At 70.3% G+C, this 24438-nt stretch carries 31 protein-coding genes; 14 read left to right on the top strand and 17 right to left on the bottom strand.

Features of this window, described 5'->3' with window-relative positions:
• Positions 1-8: 8 nt before the first annotated feature.
• The 3 genes from LXM50_RS08625 to LXM50_RS08615 form a co-directional block, all read right to left on the bottom strand.
• Positions 9-1178 carry an ABC transporter substrate-binding protein gene (locus LXM50_RS08625; protein WP_233310906.1) on the bottom strand — a complete coding sequence of 390 codons (1170 nt, stop codon included), beginning with the start codon at positions 1176-1178 and terminating at the stop codon, positions 9-11.
• Positions 1179-1515: 337 nt separating this feature from the next.
• Positions 1516-2382 carry an alpha/beta fold hydrolase gene (locus tag LXM50_RS08620; protein ID WP_233310905.1) on the bottom strand — a complete coding sequence of 289 codons (867 nt, stop codon included), beginning with the start codon at positions 2380-2382 and terminating at the stop codon, positions 1516-1518.
• Complete coding sequence (locus LXM50_RS08615; RefSeq protein ID WP_233310904.1) at positions 2379-2840, bottom strand: GbsR/MarR family transcriptional regulator; 462 nt, start codon at positions 2838-2840, stop codon at positions 2379-2381. The genes LXM50_RS08620 and LXM50_RS08615 overlap by 4 nt, the downstream gene beginning before the upstream one ends.
• 92 nt (positions 2841-2932) lie before the next feature.
• Here LXM50_RS08615 and LXM50_RS08610 point away from each other — a divergent pair, with 92 nt between their 5' ends.
• Both LXM50_RS08610 and LXM50_RS08605 read left to right on the top strand, forming a co-directional pair.
• Entirely contained in the window at positions 2933-3340 is a 408-nt protein-coding gene (locus tag LXM50_RS08610; protein WP_233310903.1) for a cupin domain-containing protein, read from the top strand.
• The gene (locus LXM50_RS08605; RefSeq protein ID WP_233310902.1) at positions 3328-3546 is read left to right on the top strand and encodes an RNA-binding S4 domain-containing protein; all 219 of its coding nucleotides are present in this window, start codon (positions 3328-3330) and stop codon (positions 3544-3546) included. Before LXM50_RS08610 ends, LXM50_RS08605 begins: the two co-directional genes overlap by 13 nt.
• A gap of 109 nt (positions 3547-3655) precedes the next feature.
• Here the strand turns inward: LXM50_RS08605 and LXM50_RS08600 are convergent, their stop codons facing one another.
• Complete coding sequence (locus tag LXM50_RS08600) at positions 3656-4960, bottom strand: hypothetical protein (RefSeq protein WP_233310901.1); 1305 nt, start codon at positions 4958-4960, stop codon at positions 3656-3658.
• 197 nt (positions 4961-5157) lie between these two features.
• On the opposite strand from LXM50_RS08600, the gene LXM50_RS08595 reads away from it, so the two are divergent.
• Genes LXM50_RS08595 through LXM50_RS08585 form a run of 3 tightly spaced genes read left to right on the top strand, consistent with a single transcriptional unit; the run spans position 5158 to position 7349 of the window.
• Complete coding sequence (locus tag LXM50_RS08595) at positions 5158-5595, top strand: hypothetical protein (RefSeq protein ID WP_233310900.1); 438 nt, start codon at positions 5158-5160, stop codon at positions 5593-5595.
• A 12-nt stretch (positions 5596-5607) separates the two neighbouring features.
• Entirely contained in the window at positions 5608-6717 is a 1110-nt protein-coding gene (locus LXM50_RS08590; protein WP_233311046.1) for a sensor histidine kinase, read from the top strand.
• On the top strand, positions 6714-7349 hold the full coding sequence (locus LXM50_RS08585) for a response regulator transcription factor (protein ID WP_233310899.1): 636 nt from the start codon (positions 6714-6716) through the stop codon (positions 7347-7349). The genes LXM50_RS08590 and LXM50_RS08585 overlap by 4 nt, the downstream gene beginning before the upstream one ends.
• A gap of 15 nt (positions 7350-7364) precedes the next feature.
• Here the strand turns inward: LXM50_RS08585 and LXM50_RS08580 are convergent, their stop codons facing one another.
• The gene (locus LXM50_RS08580) at positions 7365-8429 is read right to left on the bottom strand and encodes an RNA polymerase sigma factor (RefSeq protein ID WP_233310898.1); all 1065 of its coding nucleotides are present in this window, start codon (positions 8427-8429) and stop codon (positions 7365-7367) included.
• Positions 8430-8607: 178 nt separating this feature from the next.
• Positions 8608-8994, bottom strand: coding sequence for a YciI family protein (locus LXM50_RS08575; protein ID WP_233310897.1), 387 nt, complete (start codon positions 8992-8994; stop codon positions 8608-8610).
• Positions 8995-9142: 148 nt separating this feature from the next.
• Here LXM50_RS08575 and LXM50_RS08570 point away from each other — a divergent pair, with 148 nt between their 5' ends.
• Positions 9143-9904, top strand: a complete 762-nt coding sequence (locus LXM50_RS08570) for an MBL fold metallo-hydrolase (RefSeq protein ID WP_233310896.1) — start codon at positions 9143-9145, stop codon at positions 9902-9904.
• A 74-nt stretch (positions 9905-9978) separates the two neighbouring features.
• Here the strand turns inward: LXM50_RS08570 and LXM50_RS08565 are convergent, their stop codons facing one another.
• A complete protein-coding gene (locus LXM50_RS08565; RefSeq protein ID WP_233310895.1) occupies positions 9979-10446 on the bottom strand; it encodes a hemerythrin domain-containing protein in 468 nt (155 codons plus the stop codon).
• 345 nt (positions 10447-10791) lie between these two features.
• On the opposite strand from LXM50_RS08565, the gene LXM50_RS08560 reads away from it, so the two are divergent.
• Positions 10792-10962 carry a hypothetical protein gene (locus LXM50_RS08560; protein ID WP_233310894.1) on the top strand — a complete coding sequence of 57 codons (171 nt, stop codon included), beginning with the start codon at positions 10792-10794 and terminating at the stop codon, positions 10960-10962.
• Positions 10963-11195: 233 nt separating this feature from the next.
• Positions 11196-12605 (top strand): HNH endonuclease signature motif containing protein, encoded by a 1410-nt coding sequence (locus LXM50_RS08555; RefSeq protein ID WP_233310893.1) that lies wholly within the window; start codon positions 11196-11198, stop codon positions 12603-12605.
• Between the two features lie 36 nt (positions 12606-12641).
• Here the strand turns inward: LXM50_RS08555 and LXM50_RS08550 are convergent, their stop codons facing one another.
• From LXM50_RS08550 to LXM50_RS08540, 3 genes are read right to left on the bottom strand one after another with little or no spacing between them, the layout of a single operon-like run.
• Complete coding sequence (locus tag LXM50_RS08550; RefSeq protein WP_233310892.1) at positions 12642-13022, bottom strand: DUF488 domain-containing protein; 381 nt, start codon at positions 13020-13022, stop codon at positions 12642-12644.
• Positions 13023-13032: 10 nt separating this feature from the next.
• Complete coding sequence (locus LXM50_RS08545) at positions 13033-13833, bottom strand: family 1 encapsulin nanocompartment shell protein (protein WP_233310891.1); 801 nt, start codon at positions 13831-13833, stop codon at positions 13033-13035.
• A 26-nt stretch (positions 13834-13859) separates the two neighbouring features.
• Entirely contained in the window at positions 13860-14921 is a 1062-nt protein-coding gene (locus tag LXM50_RS08540; RefSeq protein ID WP_233310890.1) for a Dyp-type peroxidase, read from the bottom strand.
• 171 nt (positions 14922-15092) lie between these two features.
• On the opposite strand from LXM50_RS08540, the gene LXM50_RS08535 reads away from it, so the two are divergent.
• Positions 15093-15950, top strand: a complete 858-nt coding sequence (locus LXM50_RS08535; protein ID WP_233310889.1) for a helix-turn-helix transcriptional regulator — start codon at positions 15093-15095, stop codon at positions 15948-15950.
• 122 nt (positions 15951-16072) lie between these two features.
• Positions 16073-16894 carry an alpha/beta fold hydrolase gene (locus tag LXM50_RS08530; protein ID WP_233310888.1) on the top strand — a complete coding sequence of 274 codons (822 nt, stop codon included), beginning with the start codon at positions 16073-16075 and terminating at the stop codon, positions 16892-16894.
• A 111-nt stretch (positions 16895-17005) separates the two neighbouring features.
• Here the strand turns inward: LXM50_RS08530 and LXM50_RS08525 are convergent, their stop codons facing one another.
• Positions 17006-17161 carry a hypothetical protein gene (locus LXM50_RS08525; protein WP_233310887.1) on the bottom strand — a complete coding sequence of 52 codons (156 nt, stop codon included), beginning with the start codon at positions 17159-17161 and terminating at the stop codon, positions 17006-17008.
• A 134-nt stretch (positions 17162-17295) separates the two neighbouring features.
• Positions 17296-17862: a dihydrofolate reductase family protein gene (locus LXM50_RS08520; RefSeq protein WP_233310886.1), complete on the bottom strand. Its 567-nt coding sequence runs from the start codon at positions 17860-17862 to the stop codon at positions 17296-17298.
• Positions 17863-18002: 140 nt separating this feature from the next.
• On the opposite strand from LXM50_RS08520, the gene LXM50_RS08515 reads away from it, so the two are divergent.
• From LXM50_RS08515 to LXM50_RS08500, 4 genes are all read left to right on the top strand, one after another.
• Positions 18003-18377, top strand: coding sequence for a TfoX/Sxy family protein (locus LXM50_RS08515; RefSeq protein ID WP_233310885.1), 375 nt, complete (start codon positions 18003-18005; stop codon positions 18375-18377).
• Position 18378: 1 nt separating this feature from the next.
• Positions 18379-18660: a DUF2461 family protein gene (locus LXM50_RS08510; RefSeq protein ID WP_233310884.1), complete on the top strand. Its 282-nt coding sequence runs from the start codon at positions 18379-18381 to the stop codon at positions 18658-18660.
• A 64-nt stretch (positions 18661-18724) separates the two neighbouring features.
• Entirely contained in the window at positions 18725-19363 is a 639-nt protein-coding gene (locus LXM50_RS08505; protein WP_233310883.1) for a hypothetical protein, read from the top strand.
• Positions 19364-19602: 239 nt separating this feature from the next.
• On the top strand, positions 19603-19962 hold the full coding sequence (locus LXM50_RS08500) for a nuclear transport factor 2 family protein (RefSeq protein ID WP_233310882.1): 360 nt from the start codon (positions 19603-19605) through the stop codon (positions 19960-19962).
• A gap of 26 nt (positions 19963-19988) precedes the next feature.
• On the opposite strand, the gene LXM50_RS08495 is transcribed toward LXM50_RS08500, so the two are convergent.
• The 5 genes from LXM50_RS08495 to LXM50_RS08475 form a co-directional block, all read right to left on the bottom strand.
• Positions 19989-20234 (bottom strand): hypothetical protein, encoded by a 246-nt coding sequence (locus LXM50_RS08495; RefSeq protein ID WP_233310881.1) that lies wholly within the window; start codon positions 20232-20234, stop codon positions 19989-19991.
• Positions 20234-20692 (bottom strand): MarR family winged helix-turn-helix transcriptional regulator, encoded by a 459-nt coding sequence (locus LXM50_RS08490; protein ID WP_233310880.1) that lies wholly within the window; start codon positions 20690-20692, stop codon positions 20234-20236. The genes LXM50_RS08495 and LXM50_RS08490 overlap by 1 nt, the downstream gene beginning before the upstream one ends.
• Positions 20693-20829: 137 nt before the next feature.
• Positions 20830-22215 carry a replicative DNA helicase gene (dnaB, locus tag LXM50_RS08485; RefSeq protein WP_233310879.1) on the bottom strand — a complete coding sequence of 462 codons (1386 nt, stop codon included), beginning with the start codon at positions 22213-22215 and terminating at the stop codon, positions 20830-20832.
• 475 nt (positions 22216-22690) lie between these two features.
• Positions 22691-23440: a hypothetical protein gene (locus LXM50_RS08480; RefSeq protein ID WP_233310878.1), complete on the bottom strand. Its 750-nt coding sequence runs from the start codon at positions 23438-23440 to the stop codon at positions 22691-22693.
• A 9-nt stretch (positions 23441-23449) separates the two neighbouring features.
• The gene (locus LXM50_RS08475; RefSeq protein WP_233310877.1) at positions 23450-24352 is read right to left on the bottom strand and encodes a hypothetical protein; all 903 of its coding nucleotides are present in this window, start codon (positions 24350-24352) and stop codon (positions 23450-23452) included.
• Between the last annotated feature and the right edge of the window lie 86 nt (positions 24353-24438).

Genomic DNA, 24438 nt, shown 5'->3' with positions numbered 1-24438 from the left:
AGGAGCGATCAGCCTTCGATGGCGACCCAGGCGCCGTCCTTCAGCACGGTGGGGGTCAGCTGCGGCGACGCCGGGCGACGCGTGTCCTTGTCGAACGAGAGCGTGCCGTAGACGACGCTCGGCACGTCGGTGATCTCCTGGAAGCCCTTGAGGATCCCGGCGCGGTCGGTGCCGCCCTTCTTGGCTGCGGCGACCGCGACGTGCAGCGCGTCGTAGGCGCCGGCTTCGAAGAGGGTGACCTCCTTCTCCTCCGGGTACTTCTTCTTGAAGGCCTTCACGAACGCCTGCACCTCGGGAGCGGTGCTGGACGAGACGAACTCGGTGCCGATGACCGAGCCCGCCGCATCCGGCGTGGCATCGAAGGACTGCTCGTCCTGGCCGCCGTAGAACGTGCCGGTGAACCCGATCGCGCGCAGCTGAGTCACGAGCTTGGCCGCATCGGGGCCGTAGCCGATGTGGGCGAACGCCTTCGGGTTGCCGGCGACGGCCTTGGTGAGCGAGGGCCGGTAGTCGTCGGAGGTGGGGTCGATCGCCTCCGCGTCGGTGATCGCGAGCCCGATCTTGTCGGCCTCGGCCTTGAACGCCTGGAAGGCGGGGATGCCCCAGTCCGCGGTGTTCAAGTACGTCACGCCGATCGAGTCGACGCCCTGCTTCTTGATGTAGTCGGCCGTCCAGGTGTAGCTCGCGGACGTGGTGATGGCGCTCGACCACTGGTACTGCGTGCCCTTGGCCGTGAAGTCGGGGTTCGAATTGTTGAAGCCGTACTGCAGCAGCTTGCCCGCCGTGTAGATCGGCGAGGCCGGGATCGACGCCGCCGACGAGTAGTCGCCGAACACGAGCGAGATCTGCGGGTCGTTCACGAACTTCTGCGCGACGGTCACCGACTGCTTCGGGTCGGACTGCGAGTCCTCGTACTTGAGCGCGACCGGGTGCCCGTCGATGCCGCCGTCCTTGTTGACCTCTTCGACGGCCAGGTCGAACGCCTTCTTGAACTGCTCGCCGTACTGCGCGTACTGGCCGGTCCGGGCGGCGGAGACGCCGAAGTAGACGGTGCTGCCGGCGGAGGCGCCGGCCGACGGCCCGTTCGCCGAGGCGGAGAGGCTGCATCCTGCGAGCGCGAGGGCTGCCGTGGCCGCCATGACCCCGGCGAAAGCGATGCGTCGAGTGTTCCTTGCCATGGGGGCCTCCTTCGGGTCGTCGCACCGCGGGTCGGTGCCGTCCGGGCGGCGCGCTGTGTACGACACCCGGCGATGCGCCTGCGGACGGGCTGCCGCGGCGTGCGTCCACGTTCACACGCCTGCCGGATCCGCCACCGCTGTGTGTCGGTTTTCGACGTCGTATGACGTCACGCACGCGCTTCTGTGACGCCGCGCGACGCGAAGACGGCGCAAGCGGATCCCTCTCCCGCGCGACGCGGTAGGCTCCGCGAGCCCATGGCGCGTCTCCCCCTCCCCTGGCTGCCTTTCCCCCCTGGCGGGTCGGGCCGCTGAGCCCACGCAACGGGCCCGTCGCGGGCTAGGCGAACGCTGCGAGGATCGGATCCGGATCTGCGAACAGCAGCGCATGACCGCCGCTCACGAAACGGGCGGTCCCCTGCGGGAGCCGGGAGACCATCACCCTGCCCGCCGCAGGCGCGACGTTGCCGTCCTGCTCGCCGTGCCACCAGAGGATCGGCGACGCCACGTCCTCCACGCGGAACCCCCAGGGGCGGCAGACGGCGCGAGCATCGTCGGTGGGGCCGCCCGGTCCGCCGCGGAACCCGTCGGCGACGGCTTCGAGCGCGAACCGCGTCGCCTCCGGGTGCGCCCGGGCGAACTCCGCGTCCGGTGACGAGCCGCGCGAGATCAGGGCGAGGGTGCGGTCGATCGCCGCCGGCGTGCGCGGAGTGCTGGATTGCAAGAGCGCCCCGAAGACTCGCGGCGCATGCCTGGCCAGACCGTAGAACAGCCGCGAGGTCGCCGACTGCCTCGCCGCGCCGCGGTACCAGGACTCGTCATAGGGTCCGGATCCCGCGCAGATCGCCGTCGCCGACACCCGGTCGGGCAAGCCGTGGACGACCGCAAGGGCGAACGCGCCGCCTGCGGAGTGGCCCAGCACGCCTGCCTGCTCGATGCCGAGCGCGTCGAGCAGCTCGGCCACGTCGGACGGCCAATCCGCGAGCGCCCGATCGCCCACCGGATCCGACGCTCCCAGTCCCGGTCTGTCCAGCGCCAGCAGTCGCACGCCCGCCTTCGCCGCCGCGACGTGGAGCGGGGCGCCGGCCAGCCCGGAGCTGGAGGATCCGGGAAGGAACAGGCACGGACGACCGGCCGGATCCCCGACCTCGTGCCAGGACAGCGCCCGTCCGTCGCGCAGCCCGATCGTGCGCTGATCCGCGGTCATCTCCGCGCCTCTGCGCGACGCCACTCGTCGAGCAGTACGGGCAGTCGCTCGGCCAGGAAGGCGTTGAGCGAGGCAGTGCGTTCGAGCAGAGCGCGCTGCTCGACGCTCTCCGATGCGAGCAGAGCGAGTCCCTCCTCCGCGATCACCGCGGCCTCACGGTACGGTGCGGCATCGAAGCCACGCGCTTCGTCGAACACGATGGCGATGCGGTCCGCCCGCTCCCCCGCCGCGCGCGTGCGCCGCACGAGGCCGCGTGACTCCAGCGCCTGCACCCCGTTCACGATCGCCGTGCGACTGGCCTGCAGCGTGGTCGCGAGCTCGTCGATGGTCGGCGGTCCGGGCTCGCAGACGTACAGATAGCCTGCGATTCGCCCGGTGATCGGAGCGATGCGGTAACGCGTGGCCCAGACGCCCGCAACACGGTCGGCGTACGCCACACGGTCCTCGATGCTCGCCATGAGCGGCATGCTACGCGCGAAATAGCGTAAATGACAGTTTTTTCTGTCATTAACGTTCAACCGACCGCAGGACTCTGGGATAGCGTGGCGGCATGAGCGGCTACGACATGTACGAGGCTGGGGCGATCGACACCTGGGGTGTCGCCGAGGGCACCGGCAAGCGGTTCGTCGACGGGGAGTCGGCGCAATACCTCGGGATGTCGGTGAACTCCACGGAGCCGGGCGAGAGCTCGCCGTTCTGGCATCGGCACAGCCGTTTCGAGGAGCTGTACGTGTTCCTCGACGGCCGCGGGCAGATGGCGCTCGACGACGAGGTGGTCGACGTGCATCCGGGCACGGTCGTGCGCGTCGCTCCCGAGACCTGGCGTGCGGTGCACAGCGCCGCCGACGCCGGCCGGCCGCTGAAGTGGCTGTGCCTGCGCGGCGGAGGCGACAGCCTCGCCGGGATCGGCCGCGACGGCGAGCTGGACAGGGAGCGGATCTTCCCGTGGAACGCGTGAACGACGTCGCCATCGGCGGTGAGAGCATCCGCCTCGGCCAGTTCCTGAAGTTCGCCGGCCTGCTGGACTCCGGCGGCGACGCGAAGGAGGCGATCATCGACGGGCACGTGCGCGTGAACGGCGAGGAGGAGCGCCGCCGCGGACGACAGCTCGTCGCGGGCGATCTCGTGACGGTCGGCGGGCGCTCGGCGCGGGTGCGCGCCTGAGGTCGAGCGCCTGACCTCCGCGTCGCGCGCTCCCGCCGCTGCGACCGGACGAGACGTCACGATGTCCGGCGCGTCCAGGACCGGGCCGGTGCGACCTGGAACCCGACGGTCACTCCTGCGCGGGCCGGCGCAGCAGCTCGACGGCGATGAGCACGAGCAGCGACCCCGCCAGCACCCACAGCACGAGCCACGCCGTGAGCGGCTGCACGAGCAGCACCACGGCCGCAGCCAGGAGCGCGACGACGACGAGGATCCACCGGTGCGATCGGTCGATCCGGCCGCCGAGGCGGGCGAAGGCGGTCGGCGGGGCGTCGGAGGGGGCATCGCCGCGTGGCCGCACCACGGCGGCGATGCGGCCGCCGGCGGTGCGCACGGCGCGCGCGGAGCGGGAGGAACCGATGACCCACGCGACGATCGCGACCACGAGGGCGAGCAGCCCGAGCGCGAGGATCCGCTGGGTGAGCGGCGCGGTGATCTGGTCGAACACGGATCCGGCCGCCGCGGGAGTGATGACGGATCCGTTCGCGGCGAGCGCCCCGATGCCCAGTGCGCGGCCGATCGCGACCGCTGCCAGCATCAGCACCATGATCGCCGTCGCTGCGACTCCGGCGGCCAGGACCGCACGCCGGCGCCGGCGTGCCGTGAGCACCCCGGCGATGAGCAGTGCGAGCGCGACCCACGGCAGCCATGCGGAGAGCGTCGTGACGATCCCGTACGCCGCGACGGCCTTGCCGAGCGAGGCGCTGTGCACGAGCACGATGGTCTGATCCGTCGTCGGGATCGAGGCGGCGAACGTCACGCCCTCGGCGAGCAGCCGTGAGCGGACGCCCTCGAGGATGGGGCCGAGCTGCAGTCGCAGCGCCCCGTCCCGCCCCGCGGCGATCGCGGCGTCGGGGGCACCCTGCAGCACCGCGAGAGCCTGGGTGCGCGAGACGCTGAGCGCCTGCTTCCAGACGTCTGCGAACGTGGGCGAGGTGATCACGTTCGCGACCATGCCGTGCACGAGGTTCTGGGCACCCTGCGCGACGGGCGCCTCCAGCAGGCTCAGTGCCGCCGACGCCCTCGGCGGCATGTCGAGCGCACGCAGACCGTCGAACACGTCGCCGGTGAGGGCAGGGATGTCGACCTGCCGATCGATCGCGTCATTCGTCGCAGTCACCAGCACGGCCTGCACGGCGGGATCCGCGGCGAGCGGCGCGAAGGTCGCCACGAACTGGTCGGTGTCGGTGAGCAGTCCATGGGCGTAGCTCGTCACCGCGCTGACGGATCCGAGCACGAGTCCGAGCACGATCAGGATCGCCGACCCGGCGCTGCGCCACCACGACCCGGTTCGGCGCTCGCTGTTGCTCCGCAGAGCATGGTTCTCCGCCTCGAGCCGCGCGATGCGCGCCGCCGGATCCTCATCGCTCGTCATGGACCGCGCCTCCCTCGGTGAACCCGCGCGGGACGTGGTCCGTCCCCTGCCGCTCAGGGCAGACTATGGCCCCACGACGCCGCGTCGCGAGCCGTCCACGCGCGGCGAGCGCACGGGATCCGCGCACTGACCGATCGGTGGCCGAACCTGACCGATCGGTGGATCCTCGCGGCGTCGCATCCGACGAGCCTGGAGGCATGAACACCACACTCCGCACCTCATCCACCGGATCGTCCCTCGCCTCCTCGCGCCGCGCGGCCTTCCGCCCCGTCCTCGCCCTCTCCTGGGCGTTCGTCGCGGTCAGCGCCGCGATGATCGCCTTCCTCGGCATCGCGAGCGCCACCGGGATCGGCTTCGAGACCGCGATCTGGATCCGCTGCTCCCTCGTGCTGGCCAGTGCGATCGTCGTGCTGGCCATCGCCGCCTCCGCGGCCCGCGGCTCCCGCGGCGCCTGGGTGCGCCTGCGGATCATCAGCCCGATCATCGTCGCCGCGGTGATCGTGATCGTCTCGATCCCCGGGTTCCTGCCCGACTGGGTCCGCCTGGAACAGGCCGCCTGCGGGTTGCTCCTGCTCCCGGTCGCGATCCTGGTGAACCTGCCCCGCATGAGCGCTCATTTCACCCAGACGGCGTAAGGTCGGCCCGTGATGGACTCGCGCTGGCGAAGCGTGCTCGCGATCGCCCCGTACGTGGTGCTGGGGCTGCTGGTCGCGTTCGTGCTGTTCGCGCAATGGGGCCAGTGGGCGCGTCTGGCGCCGACGCTGGCGCTCTGCGCCGCCTACGGACTGTGGGTCCTCGTGATGCGCACCCTGCCGTTCCGGTGGCGCGACCGGCCCTCCGTCGTCGCCGTGTTCCTGACGGGCGCGATCGCGCTCAACCTGCTGCTGGTGCTGCGCGAGGGCACGTTCGGATTCCTCGCGATAGCGACCTTCTCGTTCGCGTACTCGCTCGCCGAATGGCCGTGGGAACTGCTCCCGGTCGCCGGGACCGCCGTCGTCGCGGGCCTCGCGCAGAGCTCCGGGTTCCGCGCGGATCCGGCCGGCGTCGCCGGGACGATCGCGGTGGTCCTGCTGAACGTCGTGGTGATGTGCGGGCTGTCGTTCGGCCTGCACCGCGCCGAGGACAACCTGCACCGCACCGCCGTGCAGGATGAGCGCGCCCGCCTCGCCCGCGAGATCCACGACACGCTCGCGCAGGGCTTCACGGGCATCATCACCCAGCTGCAGGCGGCCGAGCAGGCCTCCGACGACGAGGCCCGACGACGTCACACCGGGGCGGCTCTCGCGCTGGCCCGCGACGGGCTCGCGGAGGCCCGCCGGTCCGTGCAGGCGCTGCGCCCGACGGCGCTCGAGCAGACCTCTCTCGCCGACGCCCTCTCCAGGGTCGCGAGGTCGTGGTCGGCGCGCACCGGCGTCCCGGCGACGGTGACGGTGACCGGCACGGCCCGACCGCTGCCGACCGAGACGGAGGTGGCGCTGCTGCGCATGGCGCAGGAGGCGCTCACCAACGTGGAGAAGCACGCCGCGGCGCATCGCGTGACGATCGCGCTGCGGACGGATCCTGTCGGTGTGCGCCTCGAGGTCCGGGACGACGGCCGCGGCTTCGACGGGGTCGAGCGTCTGCAGCGGGCGGGTGAGGGGTCCGGCGGATACGGGCTCGTCTCGATGCGCGAACGGCTCGAGGCGGCCGCCGGCAGCCTCATCGTCGAGGCCCGGCCCGGGCGCGGCACCGTGGTGCGGGCGGAGGTGCCGGCATGAGCGCGCTCACACTGCTCGTCGTCGACGATCACCCGGTGGTGCGCGACGGCATCGTCGGCATGGTCGGATCCGCGGAGGGAATCGAGGTCGTCGGTGAGGCATCGGACGGCGCCGAGGCTGTCGCCCTGGCTGAGGTGCTCGCCCCCGATGTGGTGCTGATGGACCTGCGGATGCCGCGGATGGACGGCGTCGCCGCGCTGCGGGAGTTCGCACGTCGCGGTATCGGCAGCCGGGTCGTGGTGCTGACCACCTTCGACGCGGATGCCGACGTGCTGCCCGCGATCGCGGCCGGAGCCACGGGATACCTGCTCAAGGACGCCTCGCGCGACGAGCTGCTGGCGGCGATCCGCGGAGCGGCGGCCGGCAGGACGGTGCTCGCGCCCGAGGTGGCCTCGCGTCTGGTCGGCCGCGTGCGCGCGCCGGAGGCGAGCCTGCTCACGCCGCGCGAACTCGAGATCCTGGGTCTCATCGCCGACGGTGCGACCAACCGCGCCGCCGGAGACCGCCTGCACGTCAGCGAGGGCACGGTCAAGACGCACCTGCTCAGCATCTACGCCAAGCTCGGCGTCGGCGATCGCGCCTCGGCGGTGGCCGAAGGGTTCCGCCGGGGACTGCTGGACACGGCCCGCTGACGGCGCGGTGGCGTGTTACTCTCGTCCCTCGACCGCGGCGAGCGCCTCGACCGCCCCGCGGGTCGGGGCGATCCGCACCAGTCCGCGGTAGAGCCGCAGCAGCGCGGCCCGGTCGGTCACCCCGGTGCGGGCGCGGTCGCAGTGCACCGACTGGATCGCCGCCTCGAGCTGGAAGCGGCCGGGCTCCGCGCCGCCGGCGATGCCGCTGAGCCGCGCCGCCCGATGCAGCAGCGCCTCGCCCTCGGCGATGAGTGCGGCGTCCCAGAGCGCCGGATCCTGCTCGTCCAGCGCGGGCCACCGATCGCCGGGCGCCGTGGTGTGCCGTGCAGGCGCGCGGGACTGAGCGAGCGTGAGCAGCGCCGCCAGCCCCCACGCCTCGGCATCCGTGTCGAGCAGCGTCGCGGTGAGCACGGCGAGCCAGCGCGCCTCATCGGCGAGCGAGGTGCGCACGTCGTCGTGCCGACCGAGCCAGTCCAGCGCGTACGCGCCGTAAATCGCCTCGAGCACCGCGGTCGTGCGGGCGGGCATGTCGCCGCGCGTCGGCAGGGCGAAGCGGATCCCGGCGTCGCGGATCTTGCGCTTGGCCCGCACGAGGCGCTGCGCCATGGCCGCGGGCTCGACGTCGAACGCGCGCGCCACCTGAGCCGCGTCGAAGCCGAGCACGGTCTGCAGCATGAGCGGGGTGCGGATGCTCTGATCGATCGCCGGATGAGCGCATGCGAACAGCAGTTCCAGGCGCCGGTCCGGGATCGACTCGCCGCGTTCCACGAACGCCTCGACGTCGAGCCCGGCGCCCATGCCGCCCACCGACGCGTCGTCGAGCGGGGCGCTGGTGCGGCGCGCCGCGGAGCCCCACACGTCGCGGAGTCTGTTGCGGGCCACGGTGAGCAGCCATCCTTCCGGGTTGTCGGGCACTCCGGCGTCGGGCCAGGTGCGCAGTGCGCGTTCGAGGGCGTCGGCGAGGCAGTCCTCGGCGAGCGCCAGATCACCGGTCCCTCCTGCGAGGAGCGCGACGAGCCGCCCGTACGAGGCGCGGACCGCGCGCTCGGCCGCGGTCCGTGCCTCATCGGCCGTACTCATGTCGCCTCCTGGGACGGGGCGGGACTCGGACGCAGACCCGGATCCGAGTCCGCGTCCGGATCCGCGTGAGAATCGCGAGACCGAACTTCCGTCCCGAGACCGCCGATACCATCGGCGGTCTCGGGCCTCAGGTTAGGTCTCGCGGCCACACGGCGGTGCCGACCACCCGATGCGGTGATCACTGCACCGGCGAGGCGCCCTGCCATGCTCCGTCCGCGAACCGCGTCGCCACGGGCCGCACCTCGACGGCGCCCCATTCGACGGACGGCGCCTGCGCCGCCCACGCGATCGCGGCGTCGAGGTCGTCGACCTCGATCACGAAGGTGCCGCCGAGCTGCTCCTTGGTGTCGGCGAACGGCCCGTCCTGGATGACGGGCTGACCGTCGCGCACGCGCACGGTCGTGGTCGCGGCGGAAGGATGCAGCACCTCGGCGCTGCGCAGCACCCCCGCCTCATCGAGCGCCTTGGCGTAGAGGTCGAAGGCGCGCATGCCCTCGGCGAGCACCTCCGGCCCGAGATCCTCGGCACTCATCTCGGGGTACTGCAGCAGAAGCGTGTAACGCATGATCGGTCCTTTCGCGAGGTTGTCGATGTCCCGATGACCGTCGACACCATGATGACGATCGACGGATCCGCTGATCGACATCCTCCTCCCGAATGTCTCGGATCGAGAGGGATCCGGATCCGTCCGGGCCTGACCGTAGAGTGACGACGTGAGCTCGTACCGCCTGTCCTCGCCCGTCGACGGCGTCTTCTTCGTGCAGGGTCCGTCGGTGAACTGGGTCATCATCGCCGGCACCGAGGGCGCCGTGCTCATCGACACCGGTTATCCGGGCGATGCGGACGCCGTCAGGGCGAGCCTGCGCGAGGCGGGCTACGCCATCCCGGATCTGACCGCGATCCTGCTCACGCACGGCCACGGGGACCACCTCGGCAACGCCGCCGCGCTGGCCGCCGAGGCCGGCTGCCCCGTGTACTCCGATCCCGCAGAGTTGCCGAACATCCGCAGGCAGATCCTGGAGCAGGTCGCCGTGCCCGATCTGATCCCGCACCTGTTCCGCCGCGGCGTGCTGCGCTGGGCGCTGCACGCGATCAGAGCGGGAGGGAAGTCGGCCGCGCCGGTCGCCGCAGTGAGCGCCTTCCCGGACGCCGCAGAGGCGCGCGGGCGCTTCGGCGTCGAGATCGTCCCGGTGCCGCTTCCCGGGCACACACGCGGTCACACCGCCTACCTCCTGCCCGCGCACGATGTGCTCGTCGCCGGCGACGCGCTCGTGACGGCCCACCCCACGAGCGGCCTGCACGGCCCTCAGCTGCTGCCGAGCGTGTTCCACGGATCCCCGTCCGGCGCCGCATTGGCTCTTGCGCGGTTGAGCCCCGTCGCCGCTCGGTTCGTGCTCCCCGGCCACGGCCCGCTGGTGCAGAGCACTCCCGCGCAGGCTGCCGCCCGTGCCGCGGAGGTGGGAGCCGCGTTCTGACTCGCCGGCTCGGAGCCGCTGCGACGCGCCCACCGTCGTCGGGACCGCGAGCATGGTCGAGCAGCCCCCGCGTGTCAGAGCCGGCCGAGCACGTCGCGCGGATCCGCGTCGAGCGCGAGCGCCTCCAGCACGTGCAGCAGCTGCCGTTCCTCGAAGGCGAAATGGCTCTCCATGATCGCGCCGATGCCGTCGAGGTGCCGGTCGATGTCGTCCGGCGGCACCTCGCCGTCGACGGCGGCGGCCAGCGACGTGAGCAGCACGTCGATCATGGCGTGATCCTCCGAGAGCGTGCGCAGCACCGGGGCGAGCTCGGGGTGCGCGGCCTCGATCGCCGGGAACAACGCTCGGTCCTCGCCGCGATGGTGCTGATCGAGGGCCGTGCAGAATCCGCGGCAGTGCAGCAGCAGATCCCGCGTGGGCTGCTGCGGATCCGTTCCGCGCACTCCGGCGCGCACGAGGGCGAGGGCCTCTCGCAGCCGGGCATGCGCCCGACGGAGTTCATTGCTCCAGGCGACGAGCCTGGTCGTCTCGCGCTCAGTCACGCGAGAACGAAGGGTGCGACGAGAGCATCGTCACGCTCCTTCCATCCGGCGCCTCCATGCCTGACACGGTCTGCCACCGGCACGCGACGCTCGGGCCAGCGTACCCGACGCCCTCGGACTCGGCACCGGTCGCCACGGCGCGGATCCGGCGCGAACGACGGCCCACATGGCGCCCTTGTCGCGCCCCGTCTTGTCACGTCCCGTCGAGCACGGGGGCCTGCACGGTGTCGCCGCGCAGACCTTGGGCCCCGCGACGACGGCTGCTGTGCCGCAGCACGCCGGTCGCAGACCGCGGGGGTCCGTCGGGCGTAGGGTGGCCGCGACGGCCCGACCTGAGGAGACGCGATGTTCGGAGAGAAGCGGCGCGAGGAGAAGCGCGAGGAAGCAGCGCTCGAAGGGGCGAAGGAGCAGGCAGCGGCCGCAGTCGAGGACAGCGAGACGGACGACGCCTCGTTCGAACCCGACGAGCGGCTGGAGGAGCGGTTCGAGCCGGACAGCGGCGACGTCCGCGAGTAGCGACGCACGGCCCGGAGCGCATCCCGCGAGGGCGCGCACAGGCGATTTCACACGCCCCGCGTGTCCCTGAGCGGGTCGAACACGGGAGGAACGCCCGCAGGTCGGTCGTTTCGACGCCCCCTGAAACGGCCGTCGCCGACGGCTCGATCTTGTGATCGTTTCGTGATATTTTCCTGACCTGATCTGGTCCTTTTCGCCTGTGGAATGTCGGTGGCCCCGGGTTGAATCGGGGTATGACGAGTTCGACCGGCACGGTTCTTGATCCCGGGGTGGACCCGGTGGATCCGGTCGTCGTGCTGGCCGCGTTGACGTCGATGGTGGCGGACACGGAAGCGTCGATCGTCCGGTTGCAGGCGGTGAAGGAGGCACAGCTCGCGGTCGCGCAGCGGCTCGCCGAACACCTCGCCGCAGAGGTGGGCTCTGCTGCGCGGGGCGAGTCGGCCGACCTCGCTGCACGATCCGTTGCGGCGGAACTCGCGGCAGTGCTGCACATGTCCGACCGAGTCGTGCAGGCCCGCATGCTGCGAGCCTCCGAGCTGATGACCCGGTACCCGGCCGCGATGCAGGCGTTCACGGACGCGCGGATCAACGCCGCGCACGTGCGCCTGATTCAGGATGCCGGAGCGCGCTTGGACAGCGATGAAGTGCGGGGCGAGTTCGAGCGGGCGGCGGTCGCCGCATGCATCGGTGAGACACCGCACCGGGCCAAGCGGGTCGTGGAACGGGTCGCCGAGCGGCTCTCGCCGCGGTCGCTCACGGACCGGCACCGAGACGCGCAGGAGAACCGTCGCGTGTGGCGAGAGGATCTCCCGGACAGGCAGAAGATGCTTGGGCTGATCCACGCCGCGGCGGTCGTGGACGGGATCTACGATCGGCTCAGCCAGCAGTCCCGGTCGGTGCAGGTCGCGAACGCCCAGTCGGCGAAAGATGCCACCGCGGACGTGGATCCTGGTCCGGATGCTCTGGGAGATCCGGGCGATGACCGCACCATCGACCAGCTCCGTGCGGACCTGTGCGCCGACACCCTCCTCACCGGTTCCCCGCTCGGACACGACACGACCTCCGGCTTGCTCGGGGCGATCCAGGCTCGGGTCGAAGTCACGATCCCCGTGCTCACGATGATGGTCGTCGATACTGCGAGTGCAGGCCCGGGTGCCGCGTTCGGGATCCGGCGCGAGCTGCCCGGGGAACTCGCCGGTGGACAGGCCATCGACACCGACACGGCCCGGATCCTCGCCGGCGGAACCTTCGCGTGGGAACGGGTGCTCACCCACCCGGTTACTGGGGCGGTCCTCGCCGTGGACCACTACCGACCCAACACCAACCTCCGCCGGCTGCTGCATGCGAGGGACTCCCGATGCCGGTTCCCCACCTGCGGATTCCCACCCACAGCACACGACCTCGACCACACCGTGGACGCCGCATGCGGAGGCCCGACTGAGGAAGGCAACCTCGGCGGGCTCTGCCGAAGGCACCACGTGTTGAAGCATCAAACCGCCTGGAAGGTGAAGCAACGCGGCGCCGGGGTCCTCGAGTGGACCAGCCCGGCCGGATCCACCTACATCGACAAGCCGCCCGCGCCGGTGGCCTTCACCATCGAAGACCCGTATCCGCCGCCACCCGACGCGAACGCACCGTTCTGAACCACGACCCCGACCAGATCGGCCGGACGCCCGAAATCAGACAGACTCGCTCAGCAGTTCCTGCAGCACCGTGGCCTCACTGATGTCGGCTCGCTTGGCCGCGGTCAGCAACGTCACCGGCCCCTCGCGCACGAGCACGCGCAGGCCCGCCAGCGCTGCAGCCGGTCCCGGTGCCCCCAGCTCCGCACGATAGCGGCGCGCGAACTCGGCGAACTTCTCCGGGTCGTGCCCGTACCACCGCCGCAGCGCGGTGGATGGAGACACGTCCTTGCACCACTCCCGCAGGTCGGCGCGCTCCTTGCTCACCCCGCGCGGCCACAGCCGGTCCACCAGGACCCGAGCGCCGTCGTCCGGCCCCGGCGGGTCGTAGATGCGACGCACCCGGACCTCTGCTCCCGCTCCGCCCGTCGTGGTCAACGCCGCGCCCTCACCGCAGGATGACGCTGGCCTCGGACGTGTACGCCGAGAACGTCACCGATTCCTGCGCGTACAGCCGGATCCCGTCCGCGTCGTGCGCGAGGTAGCCGATCGCGACGTCCTGGCCGAGAGTGAGCGCGAAGTCGCCGCCGCGCATCGTGAGCACGATCGCCCCCTCCAGCGCGGGTGCGAACACGATGGTGCCGTCATCGCCGAGCAGCCGGCGCAGGTGCTCGTGCACCGGGTAGCCGTGGTCGACCGTCTCGGAGGCCGCCGTGTACAGCTGGGCCGAGAGCAGCAGCGCGTACGGGCCCTGCACCCCTACGGTGCGCAGCACCGTGAGTGCCTGCGCGACCGCCGCCGGCAGCTCGCGCGCATCCGCGGGTACCGGGATCGTCGCGTTCGAGCTGTTCGCCACGATGCCCTGCACGCCGGCCGCGTCGGAGCCGGCGAAGACCAGCGTGTCCTCCGCCGTGGCCAGCGCCTCCACGGCGTCCTTCACCGGCTGCCAGTCGGAATCCTGCGCACCGCGGTCGACGTCGTCGACGGCGTCGCGGGTGACGGTGAACTCGGCGCGCAGCTCGATCAGCGGCTGCACCCGCCGGCGCCGCGCCTGCACGGCCGGCGAGGGAGCGTCGATGGTCTCGACGTGCCCCGTGCCGACCGCCGACAGTGCTGTCCCGCCCGGTTCCGGCACGTCCACGACGCGACGCCCGGCGATCCGGGTGATGAAGGTGCGCCGCGCCTCGTCGTCGATCTGGTCCCACGCGGCCGAGGAGATCGGCGCGAGCCTGCGGTGGAGGTTGTCCATGTCTGCGACCTTTCGCTGAGTGGGTGTCAGTGCGCGGCGGGGCTTCGGAGCCCGCCGATGCCCAGGTCCGCCTTCACCTCGGCGTCGGAGTCGGCGTCAGCGGGGTCGGCGGTGGCGGACGGAGCGTCGACCGGGACGACCTCCGCGGTCGCCGATGCCGAACCGGGCCCCGGCGGCACATCGTCGAGGAAGTCGACCGTGGGTGTGAAGAACAGCGTGCCCGTGCGGGCGGTGGAGAAGTCCAGGATCCGATCGGTGTTGCCGGGCGGGCTGCCCAGGAACATGTTGCGCAGCATCTGCTCGATCACGCCCGGATCCGCCGCGTAGCCGATGAAGTATGTGCCGAACTCGTCGGTGCCGAGCTCGCCGAACGGCATGTTGTCGCGCAGGATCTGGCGCTGCACACCGTCGGCGTCGATGACTGTGTTGAGGTGCACGTGAGAGTTGACCGGTTTGACCGCATCGGGCATCTCGACGTCTTCGAGCTTGCTGCGCCCGATCACGCGCTCCTGCTCCTCGATGGGCAGCGCGCCCCAGGTCTCCAGGTCGTGCGTGTACTTCTGCACGATCACGTAACTGCCGCCCGCGTAGTCCGGATCCTCATCCGCCACGAGCACGGCGGCCGGCGCGGCGGCACCCTCGGGGTTCTCCGTGCCGTCCACGAAGCCGAGCAGATCCCGCTCATCGAAGTACTTGAAGCCATGGGTCTCGTCGACGACCACGGCATGGCCGCGCAGCCTGTTCATGACCTGACGGGACAGCTCGAAGCACACGTCCATGTGGTGGGCGCGCACATGCAGCAGCAGATCACCCGGGGTTGCAGGGGCGCTGTGCCGCGGGCCGTGCAACGGCACGAACGGATGCAGGCCCTTCGGACGGGGCAACGCGAACATCCGATCCCAGAACTCGGCGCCGATGCCGAGCACGCAGTTCAGCTGGTCGTCCGGGATCCGGAACGACACCGAGCGCGTGATGCTGGAGAGATCGGCGAGGACGTCGCGGACGACCTCCTCGCTGCCCTCGTTCACCGTGAGGACGAGGAACAGTGCGGCCCGCGCGGGCGGTGCGACGAACTGCTGAGTGACCACCGGATCCGTCCCCTCCGCGCGCGTTCGCGACGCACGGTCAGCCTGTCACGGGCACGCATCCGCTTCAAGCCGGTTGTCGCCGCCCTCTCGGAACATGGCTCGACACGCCAGGGGTACGCGGGACGTGACGGACAATTGTCGTATCCCCCCTTTCTCCGACCGAGGATCTGCGTGAGCGACTCTCTGAACGCCTTGGGCCGCTATGTCCGCGCACGACGCGGGGTGGTGCTGCCCGAGGAGGTCGGGCTCGTCCGGCAGCCGGGGCGGCGAGTCACCGGGCTCCGCCGGCAGGAGGTCGCCGAGCTCGCCGGGATCAGCGCCGAGTACTACCTGCGCATCGAGCAGGGGCGCATCGGGCGCCCCTCGGAGCAGGTGCTCTCGGCCCTCGCCCGCGCGCTGCGACTCGATGACGAGTCGATCGCCCACATGCACCGCCTGGTCGCCGGGCGGCCGCCTCAACAGGTCGCCCCCGATCCCGCCGTCGCGGAGCGCATCGCGCGCACGCTGTCCCGCTGGTACCGCACCCCCGCGTACATCTCGGATCCGCAGCGCGACATCGTCGCCTCCAACGCCCTCGCCGCCGCGCTCGGACACGGCGGGCTCGCCGTGGGCGTGAACCAGGTCGCCGCCCTCTTCAACCCCCGCATGAAGAGCACCCTCGTCGAGTGGGAGGCGATGACGCGCTCGGCCGTCGCCACGCTCCGCCGCGACGCCCACCCTGACGCGCCGCGCCTGGCCGAACTGGTGCGCGAGTTGTCCGCGGATCCGGACTTCGTCCGCATTTGGGCGCGACATGACGTGTCCGGCCCTGAGGACACGACGTTCCACATCGCCATCGAGGGGTTCGGCGAGGTCGCGATCGACGCGCACAACTTCGCCGTGCGCAGCCTCCCCGGCTACCAGCTCACCGTGCTCTCGGCCGCGCCCGGCGGGATGGCCGAGACGCTCTTCACCGGCCTCGCCGCATCCGGACCGCTCACGGCGGGGCCGACAGCCGGAGTCTCCGCGTCGGGTGCGGACCCGGCCTGAGGGTAGTACTACGCGGGCCTCTCTCCCGGGTCAAGACCCCGCATAGCGTGTGTTCCGCGGCTCGCGCGGCGCCTTCGTCGCCCTCTCGTGCCGCGAACCCCTCCCCCAGGAAAGGACACACGATGCCCTACATCACCACGCCCGACGGCACCGAGATCTACTACACCGAACTCGGCCAGGGCCGCCCCGTGATCTTCAGCCACGGCTGGCCGCTGAACTCGGATGCCTGGCAGAAGGAGCTGAAGATCTTCGCCGACGCCGGATACCGCGCCATCGCCCACGACCGTCGCGGTCACGGCCGCTCGTCTCGCACCTACCGCGGCAACGACATGGACACCTACGTGGCAGACCTCGCCTCGCTCGCCGAGCAGCTGGATCTGCAGGACATCCTGCTCGTGGGCCACTCCACCGGTGGCGGCGAGGTCGTCCGGTACGCGGCCACCCTCGGCGCGGGCCGCGTGTCCAAGGTCGCAACGGCCGGTGCCGTCCCTCCGGTCATGCTCCAGTCCGCGACCAACCCCGAGGGCACCCCGCTCGAGGTGTTCGACGGCATCCGCGCCGGCGTGCTCAACGACCGGTCGCAGTTCTACAAGGAGCTCGCCGAGTCGTTCTTCGGCTTCAACCACCAGCCGGAGAAGCGCTCGCAGGGCCTCGTCGACGACTTCCAGCGGCAGGGCATGATGGCCGGCCTGAACGCCGCGTACGACTGCGTGAAGGTGTTCTCCGAGACCGACTTCACCGCCGACCTCAAGGCCCTCGACGTGCCGATCCTCCTCGCGCACGGCGACGACGACCAGATCGTGCCGATCGCGGCCGCGGCGGAGAAAGCGGCCACGCTCGTCTCGCAGGGCACGCTCAAGGTCTACCCCGGCGCCTCGCACGGCATCTGGGGCGACTACCAGGTGGCCCTGGACGACGACATCCTCGCGTTCTTCGCCGAGTGACGTCGAAGCGGCGGGGGTCCCAGGGCCCCCACCGCGCTCGAGAAGGAAGCCGCCGCCCCGGGGCTGACCACCACCGGGGCGGCGGCCCCTTCACGCTTCGCTTCGGGTCGGTCAGAGCCGATCGAGGCCCTCCTGGCGGCGCTCGTCCTGCGAGCCCTCGTCATCGACGCCGCCGGTCTCGTCGAAGGCCTCGTCGCGATGGTGCTGCCGGCGCTCCTCCTGGCCCTCTCGCTCGTCGCGCAGTTCGTCGTTCTTGTCGTGGCCCATCGGATCCCTCGCTCGTCATCGTGCGCGGCGCCGGTTCGCGCCTTGCGCGCCTGTGGCCAGCATGCTCCTCCCGCCGGCGGAACGCACGGGTCCTGTGCGTGGCGACAAGCAGAACGGGTGCGATGCGGGACCGTTCAGCGCCCGGGCGGCCCCTCGAGAACCGTCGGGACGTATTCGAGCAGCTGCAGCCGGCCGTCGAACGTGCGCGACTCGATGAGGTCGAGACGCACGTCCGGGTAGCCGTCGAAGATCCGGTCCCGACCCGTCGCCCCGGTGATCACTGGGAACAGCACCACACGATAGCGATCGACCAGGCCGGCGTTCAGCAGCGACCGGCACAGCGCCAGGCTCCCCAGCGTGCGCAGCGGGTGATCGGACTCCTCCTTGAGGCGTCGCACGAACTCGACGGCGTCATCGCGGACGAGGATCGAGTTCGCCCAGGTCAGCGGCTCGTCGAGCGTCGACGAGAACACGTACTTGGTGATCCCGTCGAGCACGTCGATGCCCTCCTCGCCGGCGACGGCGAACGCCGACATCAGCCGATACGTCGTCGCGCCCATGAGGATCGGATAGTCCTTGTCCGGCGCGGAGCCGAGCCAATCGAAGTACTCGGGACCGCCCATCCCCCACAGGCCCGGCCAGCCCTCGGCGGCGCCGTAGCCGTCCAGGGAGCAGATGAAGTCGATCGTCAGGTTCTGCATGTCTTCTCCTCCGGCTCCGCCGCGGCGCCGAGGATCTCCGGTGCGTGCGGAGGCTTCGCGCTGGAGTCTAGGCCGGGGCCGGTGCCGGCGGAAGGCATCGGCGGGTTACGCTCTCCGGCCGGACGTGAGATAACAGAGCCATGCAGATCCCGCGACCGTCCGAGGACTCCAAGGACTTCTTCCGCAGCATCATCCCTGCGGCGCCCGGCGTCGAGGTCAAGCCGATGTTCGGCAACCTGGGCGCCTTCGTGAACGGCAACATGTTCGCCGGGCTCTTCGGCGACGATCTCGGGGTGCGCCTCATCGACGATGCGTCCCTCAACGCCCTGCGATCCGTCCCCGGCACGGACCCGTTCGGCCCGGCGGAGAGGCCGATGGGCGGCTACCTCGCCCTGCCCGCCGATTGGCGGGACGAGCCGGAGCGTGCCGCGGAATGGGTGTCCGCCGCTCTCGAGCAGGTCGGAGCGCTGCCACCCAAGAAGCCCAAGGCGCGTGCGCCGCGGAAGAAGGCCTGACATGAGCGCGACGTTCCCCGGGTGGTCGGAGCGCGCGAGTGCGTTCTACATCGGCCTTGAAGCCGACAACAGCAAGGACTACTGGGCCCGCAACCGCGCGGTCTACGACGCCGAGGTCCTCGCGCCGATGCAGGCCCTGCTCGACGACCTGTCCGCGGAGTTCGACGAGGGAAGGATCTTCCGCCCGAACCGCGAGTATTGGTTCTCTTCTCGTATGACTTTTCGTGACCCGAAATCATCGTGGTCGACGCGTGAGGAACGCGCGAAGGCGTGCAGCTTCTAGCTGTGTCCTGAGCACAAGTCGCGTCCTGAACCACGCCCGCGCGAACTGCTCCTACTGTTGTCGCATGTGGAAGGACGCCGCAGGAGTCGGGCACACGGTTGCTCTGCCTGACCCATCAACAGCGATGACTGCTCGGACACTCGCTGGGCTCGAACGCTTGTCCCGTGACGAGCGAGCAGCAGCCTTGGAGGCTCTGGACGACTTCTACTGGAGCGAGTACGCCGCACATCACCCCAACTACTTCACAACATCTGACCTCGGACCAATCGGCGTGGGCTTGCCTGACGACTACATTGACACGGAGGTCCAGTCAGCGGACGACGTCATGACCGCCGTCCGGAACACCGAGCAGGCCTGGCGCATTGACGTTCTTGAAGCCTTCCAGGACTACTTCGAACAGACGAAAGCTGCCAGAGACCTCGACCTGGTTCCTGCCTCCGTGAAGCAGACGGCAATGGTCGAAACGAACGGCGAGGTTCTCTGGCCTCTGGCGCACGCGGTCGAGGCGCTGGACGCGCTGGCGCGGGCAGGCCTCGTCGTGCTTGGACTCGACGTCCGTAAGTACGACGAGGATGGCCGGTTCATCGAGGTCGCTTGGAGTGCGTACGACGGCGAAGACCCCATGAAGGCTCGTGAGCATGGCTTGACTGCGTTGAGTCGCGTAGACATCCCCGGCGACTGGGTCCTTGTCACGTGGGCGTAAACTCCGGATCCGCGCATCGAGCTGCTGCGCAACAAGGACCTCGTCGCCCGATCGCACTGGGGCCCTGAGACGCGGTGGCTGCACTCCCCCGAGGCCGCCGAGCACGTGGAGGAGGTGCTCCGCGCCGCCCGCCCGCTCGTGCAATGGCTCGACGAGAACGTCGGCGCGAGCACGATGGAAGGGCGCCGCTGAGGGCACGACGCCTTGACGCTCCTGCGCCTCGGAGGTAGGCAGGAACCATGACGAGCGCGGGCGAGAAGTGGACAGCGGACTACGTGGCGGCATGGCGTTCCAACGATCCGGAGCAGATCGGCGCGCTCTTCAGCGCGAACGGCCGATATCTCACCAACCCAGACTCCGATCCCCGCGTCGGCCGCGACGCGATCGTCGCAGGGTGGCTGGAAGACCTCGATGAGCCGGGCTCCTGGACGTTCGAGTGGAGCATCCTCAGGGAGGACGCAGGGTGGTTCCTGGTGCAGGGCCGCACGGAATACCCCGCGGAGCGCGACTACCTGAATCTCTGGATCGTCCAGCTCGACGAGCACGGACAGGCCGAGGAGTTCACCGAGTGGTACATGCCGCGGCCTCACGACAGCTGACTCGCCGTCCTCTCACGGTCACACCGTCAGCCGCGGGCGACGACGCGCGGGTGGTCTCGCCAGGCCGGCATCGTCGCCATGTAGTCCAAGGTCTCGCGCTCGAGCTGGTCGCGTGACGCGCCGGGGTTCCGCCGCGCCTGCCACGACACCATGCGCGCGAACCGCTCGTCGAACGACATCAGGTTGCCCGAGGCGTCGGCGCAATGCTCGCAGTACCGACCCGTCTCGATCGGCATTCCACAGCTTTCGCAGTGCACGGATTCGGTGTTCATCATTCATCCTTTCGAGGTGATCTCCGTGAGGTCCGCGGACCGACGAGCTCGGAGAGCCCTTCGAGCATCGCGTCCGCCTGGTCGGCCGGGATGCGCGAGAACGCATCCCGCAGCCTGTTGACGTCGAGCACCTGCTGCTCCTCGTGGACGCAGCGGATGCCCTCCGCCGCGAGCCAGACGAAGGTGCGTCGACGGTCGTCCGGATCCGATTCCCGCTCGAGCAGGCCGCGTCGTTCGAGGCGGGTGACGATCTCGCTGACGACGGACTGCGTGCGCTTCAGGTGCTGCGCGGCCTCCCCGATCGTGACCGGCCCGGTCGCCGCCAGGTGCAGCAGGACGGCCCGCGACGGACCCGAGAGCGCACTCCTCGGTCCTGTCCTGCGGTGAAAGGACAGATACGTCTCCATGAAGAGCGCGGCGAATCTCTCGGCCTCGTCCTGGTGGCTGTCCCGTTCCATGCTGGAATCCTCGCGAGGACGAAATGCATCGTCAAGCCCGATGGATCCGCACCGGGTCGCGGCCCGCGCGAGACGGCGTCACGCCGATCGGCGTGTGAGCCAAGACGACGCCGGAACACCTCCGAATCGGACGGAACCTAGTTGAAGTCCCCGCCGCCCTGGAAGTCGCTGGCCATGTCCGCGAAGCGCGAGAAGTGGCCCTGGAAGGCGACCTGGATCGTCGCGGTCGGACCGTTACGGTGCTTGGCCACGATGAGGTCGGCCTCGCCGGGGCGGACATCCTTGTCGTAGACCGAGTCGCGGTGCAGCAGGATCACCATGTCGGCATCCTGCTCGATCGAGCCCGACTCGCGCAGGTCGCTGATCGCGGGCTTCTTGTCCTGCCGCTGCTCGGAGCCACGGTTCAGCTGCGAGAGCGCGATCACGGGAACCTGCAGCTCCTTCGCGAGCAGCTTCAGGGCGCGGGAGAACTCCGAGACCTCCTGCTGACGCGACTCGACCTTCTTGCCGCTCGTCATCAGCTGCAGGTAGTCGATGACGACCATCCTCAAACCGACGCGCTGCTTGAGCCGGCGGCATTTCGCGCGGATCTCGACGAGCGTCATGTTGGGGCTGTCGTCGATGTAGAGCGGTGCGTCGTTGATGCGCCCGCGCGTCGAGGCGACAGTCGTCCAGTCGCGCTGGTCCAGCGTTCCCTTGCGGAGGTTCTGCAGGGGCACGGCGCCCTCGGCGCTGAGCAGGCGCATGGCGATCTCCGCCTTGCCCATCTCGAGCGAGAAGAAGATGGAGGGCTGGTTGTGCCCGATCGAGGCCGCGCGGGCGAAGTCGAGCGCGAGCGTCGACTTTCCCATCGCGGGACGGGCGGCGACGACGATCATCTGTCCGCCGTGCAGGCCGTTGGTGAGCTCGTCGAGTTCGCGGAATCCCGTCGGCACGCCCGTCATGGATCCGTCGCGACCGCTCGCCGCCTCCATCTCCTCGACCGCCGCGTCGACGGCCACGGTGAGCGGCACGTAGTCCTCGGCCTGCTCGGTGCCGGTGACCGCGTAGATCTCGGCCTGGGCGCTGTTGACGAGGTCGGTGGCGTCACCCTGTCCGTCGTAGCCCATCTGCACGATGCGGGTGCCCGCGTCGACGAGCTTGCGCAGGAGCGCTCGCTCCTGCACGATCCCCGCGTAGAAGCCGGCGTTCGCGGCGGTGGGCACGATCGACGTCAGTGAATGCAGATAGTCGGCCCCGCCCGCGCGCGACAGGTTGCCGGTCTTGATCAGCTCGTCGGTGACGGCGATGACGTCGGTCGGCTCGCCGTGCGAGTACAGCGAGAGGATCGCGTCGAAGATCAGCTCGTGCTTGGGGATGTAGAAATCGGCCCCGCGCAGCGACTCGATGACGTCGGCGACCGCATCCTTCGACAGCAGCATGCCGCCGAGGGTGCTCTGCTCGGCCATGAGGTCGTGCGGCGGGGTCCGCTCAGGCCCGCGTCCCGAACCGAGCCGCTCCTCCGCGATGTCCGCGATCGACACGCGCGCCCCCTCTTCCTCCACCGATTGCCGTGCACATCACCGTCGGATCCGCGCCTCGGGCGGGATGATCATCCCGCCGCACAAAGCACACCACCAGGGTCCGACATCGGGATGCTCGACAACGCTACCGGCAGCGTTCGACGGCCTGTGGATAACTGTGTGGAGAGATTGCGGGTAACTCCGGAGTGTCTGTGCAGAACGCCTGGGGATAACTGTGGGGAACGTTCGGCGCGGAGACTTTTTTATTTTCCTTGATCTGGGATTTTCCTTTTCCCCACCCTGTGGACGGAATTCTGCTTAAACCGCTTCTTTAAGGTTCGTGCCGCGATCGTCGGATGTGCACAACTTGGGGACAACACCCACGCCCGCACCTGTTTGTCAAGTCGGCCATTCGGCGGGTGTGGCGCCGCTCGAAGGAGCATCGGATGGAGTCGTCGCCGCGCCGTTGTGCGCAGTGGGACGGTGCCGGCACCGGCTACGGCTTCGACGACACGATCTCCACGCCGTCCGGCAGCGACGTGCCCATCAGTGCGGAGTACTGCGCCGCCTTGTCGCGGTCGAAACCTCCGGAGATCTGGACCGAGTCCGAGAGGGACTGTCCGCACTCCAGCTGGAGGGTCGGAGCCGCGAGGAGCTTCCCGTCCAGGAGTATCGCCATGCGCTTGAGCTCGGGATCCTGCTCGCACGCGGCCTGCCCGGAGAGGGTCGCGAACGCGTCGGCACCGGGCTTGGTGAAGTCGACCTGCAGTCCCCATTGGTTCTGCACGTTCACGGCCTTCACCGTCCGGAGATCCTTCTCCGTGACGCCCGCCGGACCCAGTTCGAGCACCTCGTGATCGTCCGTCGTCACCGTGCAGGCGGCGTCGTCCTTCCCGCACCCGGTCGCTGCGGCAGTGTCCGTCCCGACTGCGGTGACAGGGCGGATCCCGAAGGCGCCCGGGGCCCGGAACAGCTCCTCCCTGACCTCGACGTCCTTGCCGGCCTTCTGCGGGGGGTTGAAGCGCACGGTCACCGTGTCGCCCGCGGTGGCGATGCGACGCTCGGTGATCTCCGCGACGTCGAGACGGTGACCCAGTTGGGCCGCGACGGCGTCGGCCGTGCCGGCCGGCGCACTCAACACGACCTCATGGGTGAGGGCGGGGGCGGAAATCGGCAACGCTGTGCAGCCGGTGAGCAGCACGGCCGCCGTCAGGCCGAGGACGCAGAATCGGATCGCGCGGCGCATGCCCGGAGCCTAACTCGCACCCCGGGAGATCTCGGAGGCCGCGCGCCGCGCATCAGGATCCTGCGCCGCCGCGCACCACTCCTGGATGCGTCGCTGTGCGAACGTGCTGCTGAGCTCGCCCCGGTCCGCCGGGTGCTCGAGCCAGAACCGCAGCGCTGCGTAGATCACCCAGGGCGGCGTCGGATACTCGTCCACCCCGATCCGCCACGGATCCCTGCCCTCGCGTTCGATCAGGACGCTCCGGGATCCCTCCGTGTCATCCTCCTCGCGGGCCACGGCGGCGATCGAGCGGATGTCCTCCCAGCGGACCGATTCGATCGCGTCGAGATAGTACCGGGAGACGCCGCTGCGCCCGATCGAGAGCCCGATCGGGATGCGCGCGAACGAGGCGCTGCGGAATGCGATGATCAGCGCGATCACCCCGCACAGCACGAGGATGCCTGCGCACAGCCCGAGCGGGACGATGAGCAGCAGCCATCCGCCGGCGTCGATGGCGACCGCGCGTATGCCCGCCATCGCCAGCAGGACGACGGATCCGGCCCCGCCGAGCAGCAGCCCCCAGCCGAGCGCCCACGAGGCGAGCCCCTCGCGGAAGAAGTGCACCCAGGAGTCCGGTGGGGCCGAGTCCGCTCGTGTGAGGGTGACCGCATTCATCAGCACGGGGCCTCTGATCCGCCGCCGGCCTCCCTCGCGAGCGACCGAGAACCCGGCCATGAGGGCGCCGTAGAACACGGTCGCCAGGATCGCGCCCAGCACGTCGCCGCCCAGCGCGTGCAGGGCGCCGAACGTCAGCAGGCCTGCCGCGACGGCTGCCATGATCACCATCGCGGTGACGGGCAGCGGCCCCATCCCCCTGTCCCGCCAGTTGCGAGGCAGCGGATACGGGATCGCGCCTCCACCCTCCGTGCTCATGCTCCCCTCCCGCCTCGACAGTAGCGCGCTCGTCCGCGCCGTCGCGGGAGAGTGCCGACACCCCTGGACGTGCGCCGCCGCCGGGC

This window comes from Microbacterium sp. Au-Mic1, from assembly GCF_021341785.1.
In the GTDB taxonomy this organism is placed as follows: Bacteria; Actinomycetota; Actinomycetes; order Actinomycetales; family Microbacteriaceae; genus Microbacterium.
The sequence above is the reverse complement of the archived record's forward strand: the minus strand, read 5'-3'. Positions and strand labels throughout refer to the sequence as shown.

Bases quoted from the DNA above. Each gene is read 5' to 3' on its own strand.
- LXM50_RS08505 (WP_233310883.1), top strand. From the start codon at position 18,725: ATGTGGAAGGACGCCGCAGGAGTCGGGCACACGGTTGCTCTGCCTGAC.
- LXM50_RS08530 (WP_233310888.1), top strand. From the start codon at position 16,073: ATGCCCTACATCACCACGCCCGACGGCACCGAGATCTACTACACCGAA.
- LXM50_RS08575 (WP_233310897.1), bottom strand. From the start codon at position 8,994: ATGCGTTACACGCTTCTGCTGCAGTACCCCGAGATGAGTGCCGAGGAT.
- LXM50_RS08475 (WP_233310877.1), bottom strand. From the start codon at position 24,352: ATGAGCACGGAGGGTGGAGGCGCGATCCCGTATCCGCTGCCTCGCAAC.
- LXM50_RS08585 (WP_233310899.1), top strand. From the start codon at position 6,714: ATGAGCGCGCTCACACTGCTCGTCGTCGACGATCACCCGGTGGTGCGC.
- LXM50_RS08610 (WP_233310903.1), top strand. From the start codon at position 2,933: ATGAGCGGCTACGACATGTACGAGGCTGGGGCGATCGACACCTGGGGT.
- LXM50_RS08560 (WP_233310894.1), top strand. From the start codon at position 10,792: ATGTTCGGAGAGAAGCGGCGCGAGGAGAAGCGCGAGGAAGCAGCGCTC.
- LXM50_RS08615 (WP_233310904.1), bottom strand. From the start codon at position 2,840: ATGGCGAGCATCGAGGACCGTGTGGCGTACGCCGACCGTGTTGCGGGC.
- LXM50_RS08495 (WP_233310881.1), bottom strand. From the start codon at position 20,234: ATGAACACCGAATCCGTGCACTGCGAAAGCTGTGGAATGCCGATCGAG.
- LXM50_RS08555 (WP_233310893.1), top strand. From the start codon at position 11,196: ATGACGAGTTCGACCGGCACGGTTCTTGATCCCGGGGTGGACCCGGTG.
- LXM50_RS08625 (WP_233310906.1), bottom strand. From the start codon at position 1,178: ATGGCAAGGAACACTCGACGCATCGCTTTCGCCGGGGTCATGGCGGCC.
- LXM50_RS08580 (WP_233310898.1), bottom strand. From the start codon at position 8,429: ATGAGTACGGCCGATGAGGCACGGACCGCGGCCGAGCGCGCGGTCCGC.
- LXM50_RS08490 (WP_233310880.1), bottom strand. From the start codon at position 20,692: ATGGAACGGGACAGCCACCAGGACGAGGCCGAGAGATTCGCCGCGCTC.
- LXM50_RS08520 (WP_233310886.1), bottom strand. From the start codon at position 17,862: ATGCAGAACCTGACGATCGACTTCATCTGCTCCCTGGACGGCTACGGC.
- LXM50_RS08545 (WP_233310891.1), bottom strand. From the start codon at position 13,833: ATGGACAACCTCCACCGCAGGCTCGCGCCGATCTCCTCGGCCGCGTGG.
- LXM50_RS08620 (WP_233310905.1), bottom strand. From the start codon at position 2,382: ATGACCGCGGATCAGCGCACGATCGGGCTGCGCGACGGACGGGCGCTG.
- LXM50_RS08590 (WP_233311046.1), top strand. From the start codon at position 5,608: ATGGACTCGCGCTGGCGAAGCGTGCTCGCGATCGCCCCGTACGTGGTG.
- LXM50_RS08510 (WP_233310884.1), top strand. From the start codon at position 18,379: ATGAGCGCGACGTTCCCCGGGTGGTCGGAGCGCGCGAGTGCGTTCTAC.
- LXM50_RS08480 (WP_233310878.1), bottom strand. From the start codon at position 23,440: ATGCGCCGCGCGATCCGATTCTGCGTCCTCGGCCTGACGGCGGCCGTG.
- LXM50_RS08595 (WP_233310900.1), top strand. From the start codon at position 5,158: ATGAACACCACACTCCGCACCTCATCCACCGGATCGTCCCTCGCCTCC.
- LXM50_RS08500 (WP_233310882.1), top strand. From the start codon at position 19,603: ATGACGAGCGCGGGCGAGAAGTGGACAGCGGACTACGTGGCGGCATGG.
- LXM50_RS08515 (WP_233310885.1), top strand. From the start codon at position 18,003: ATGCAGATCCCGCGACCGTCCGAGGACTCCAAGGACTTCTTCCGCAGC.
- LXM50_RS08600 (WP_233310901.1), bottom strand. From the start codon at position 4,960: ATGACGAGCGATGAGGATCCGGCGGCGCGCATCGCGCGGCTCGAGGCG.
- LXM50_RS08525 (WP_233310887.1), bottom strand. From the start codon at position 17,161: ATGGGCCACGACAAGAACGACGAACTGCGCGACGAGCGAGAGGGCCAG.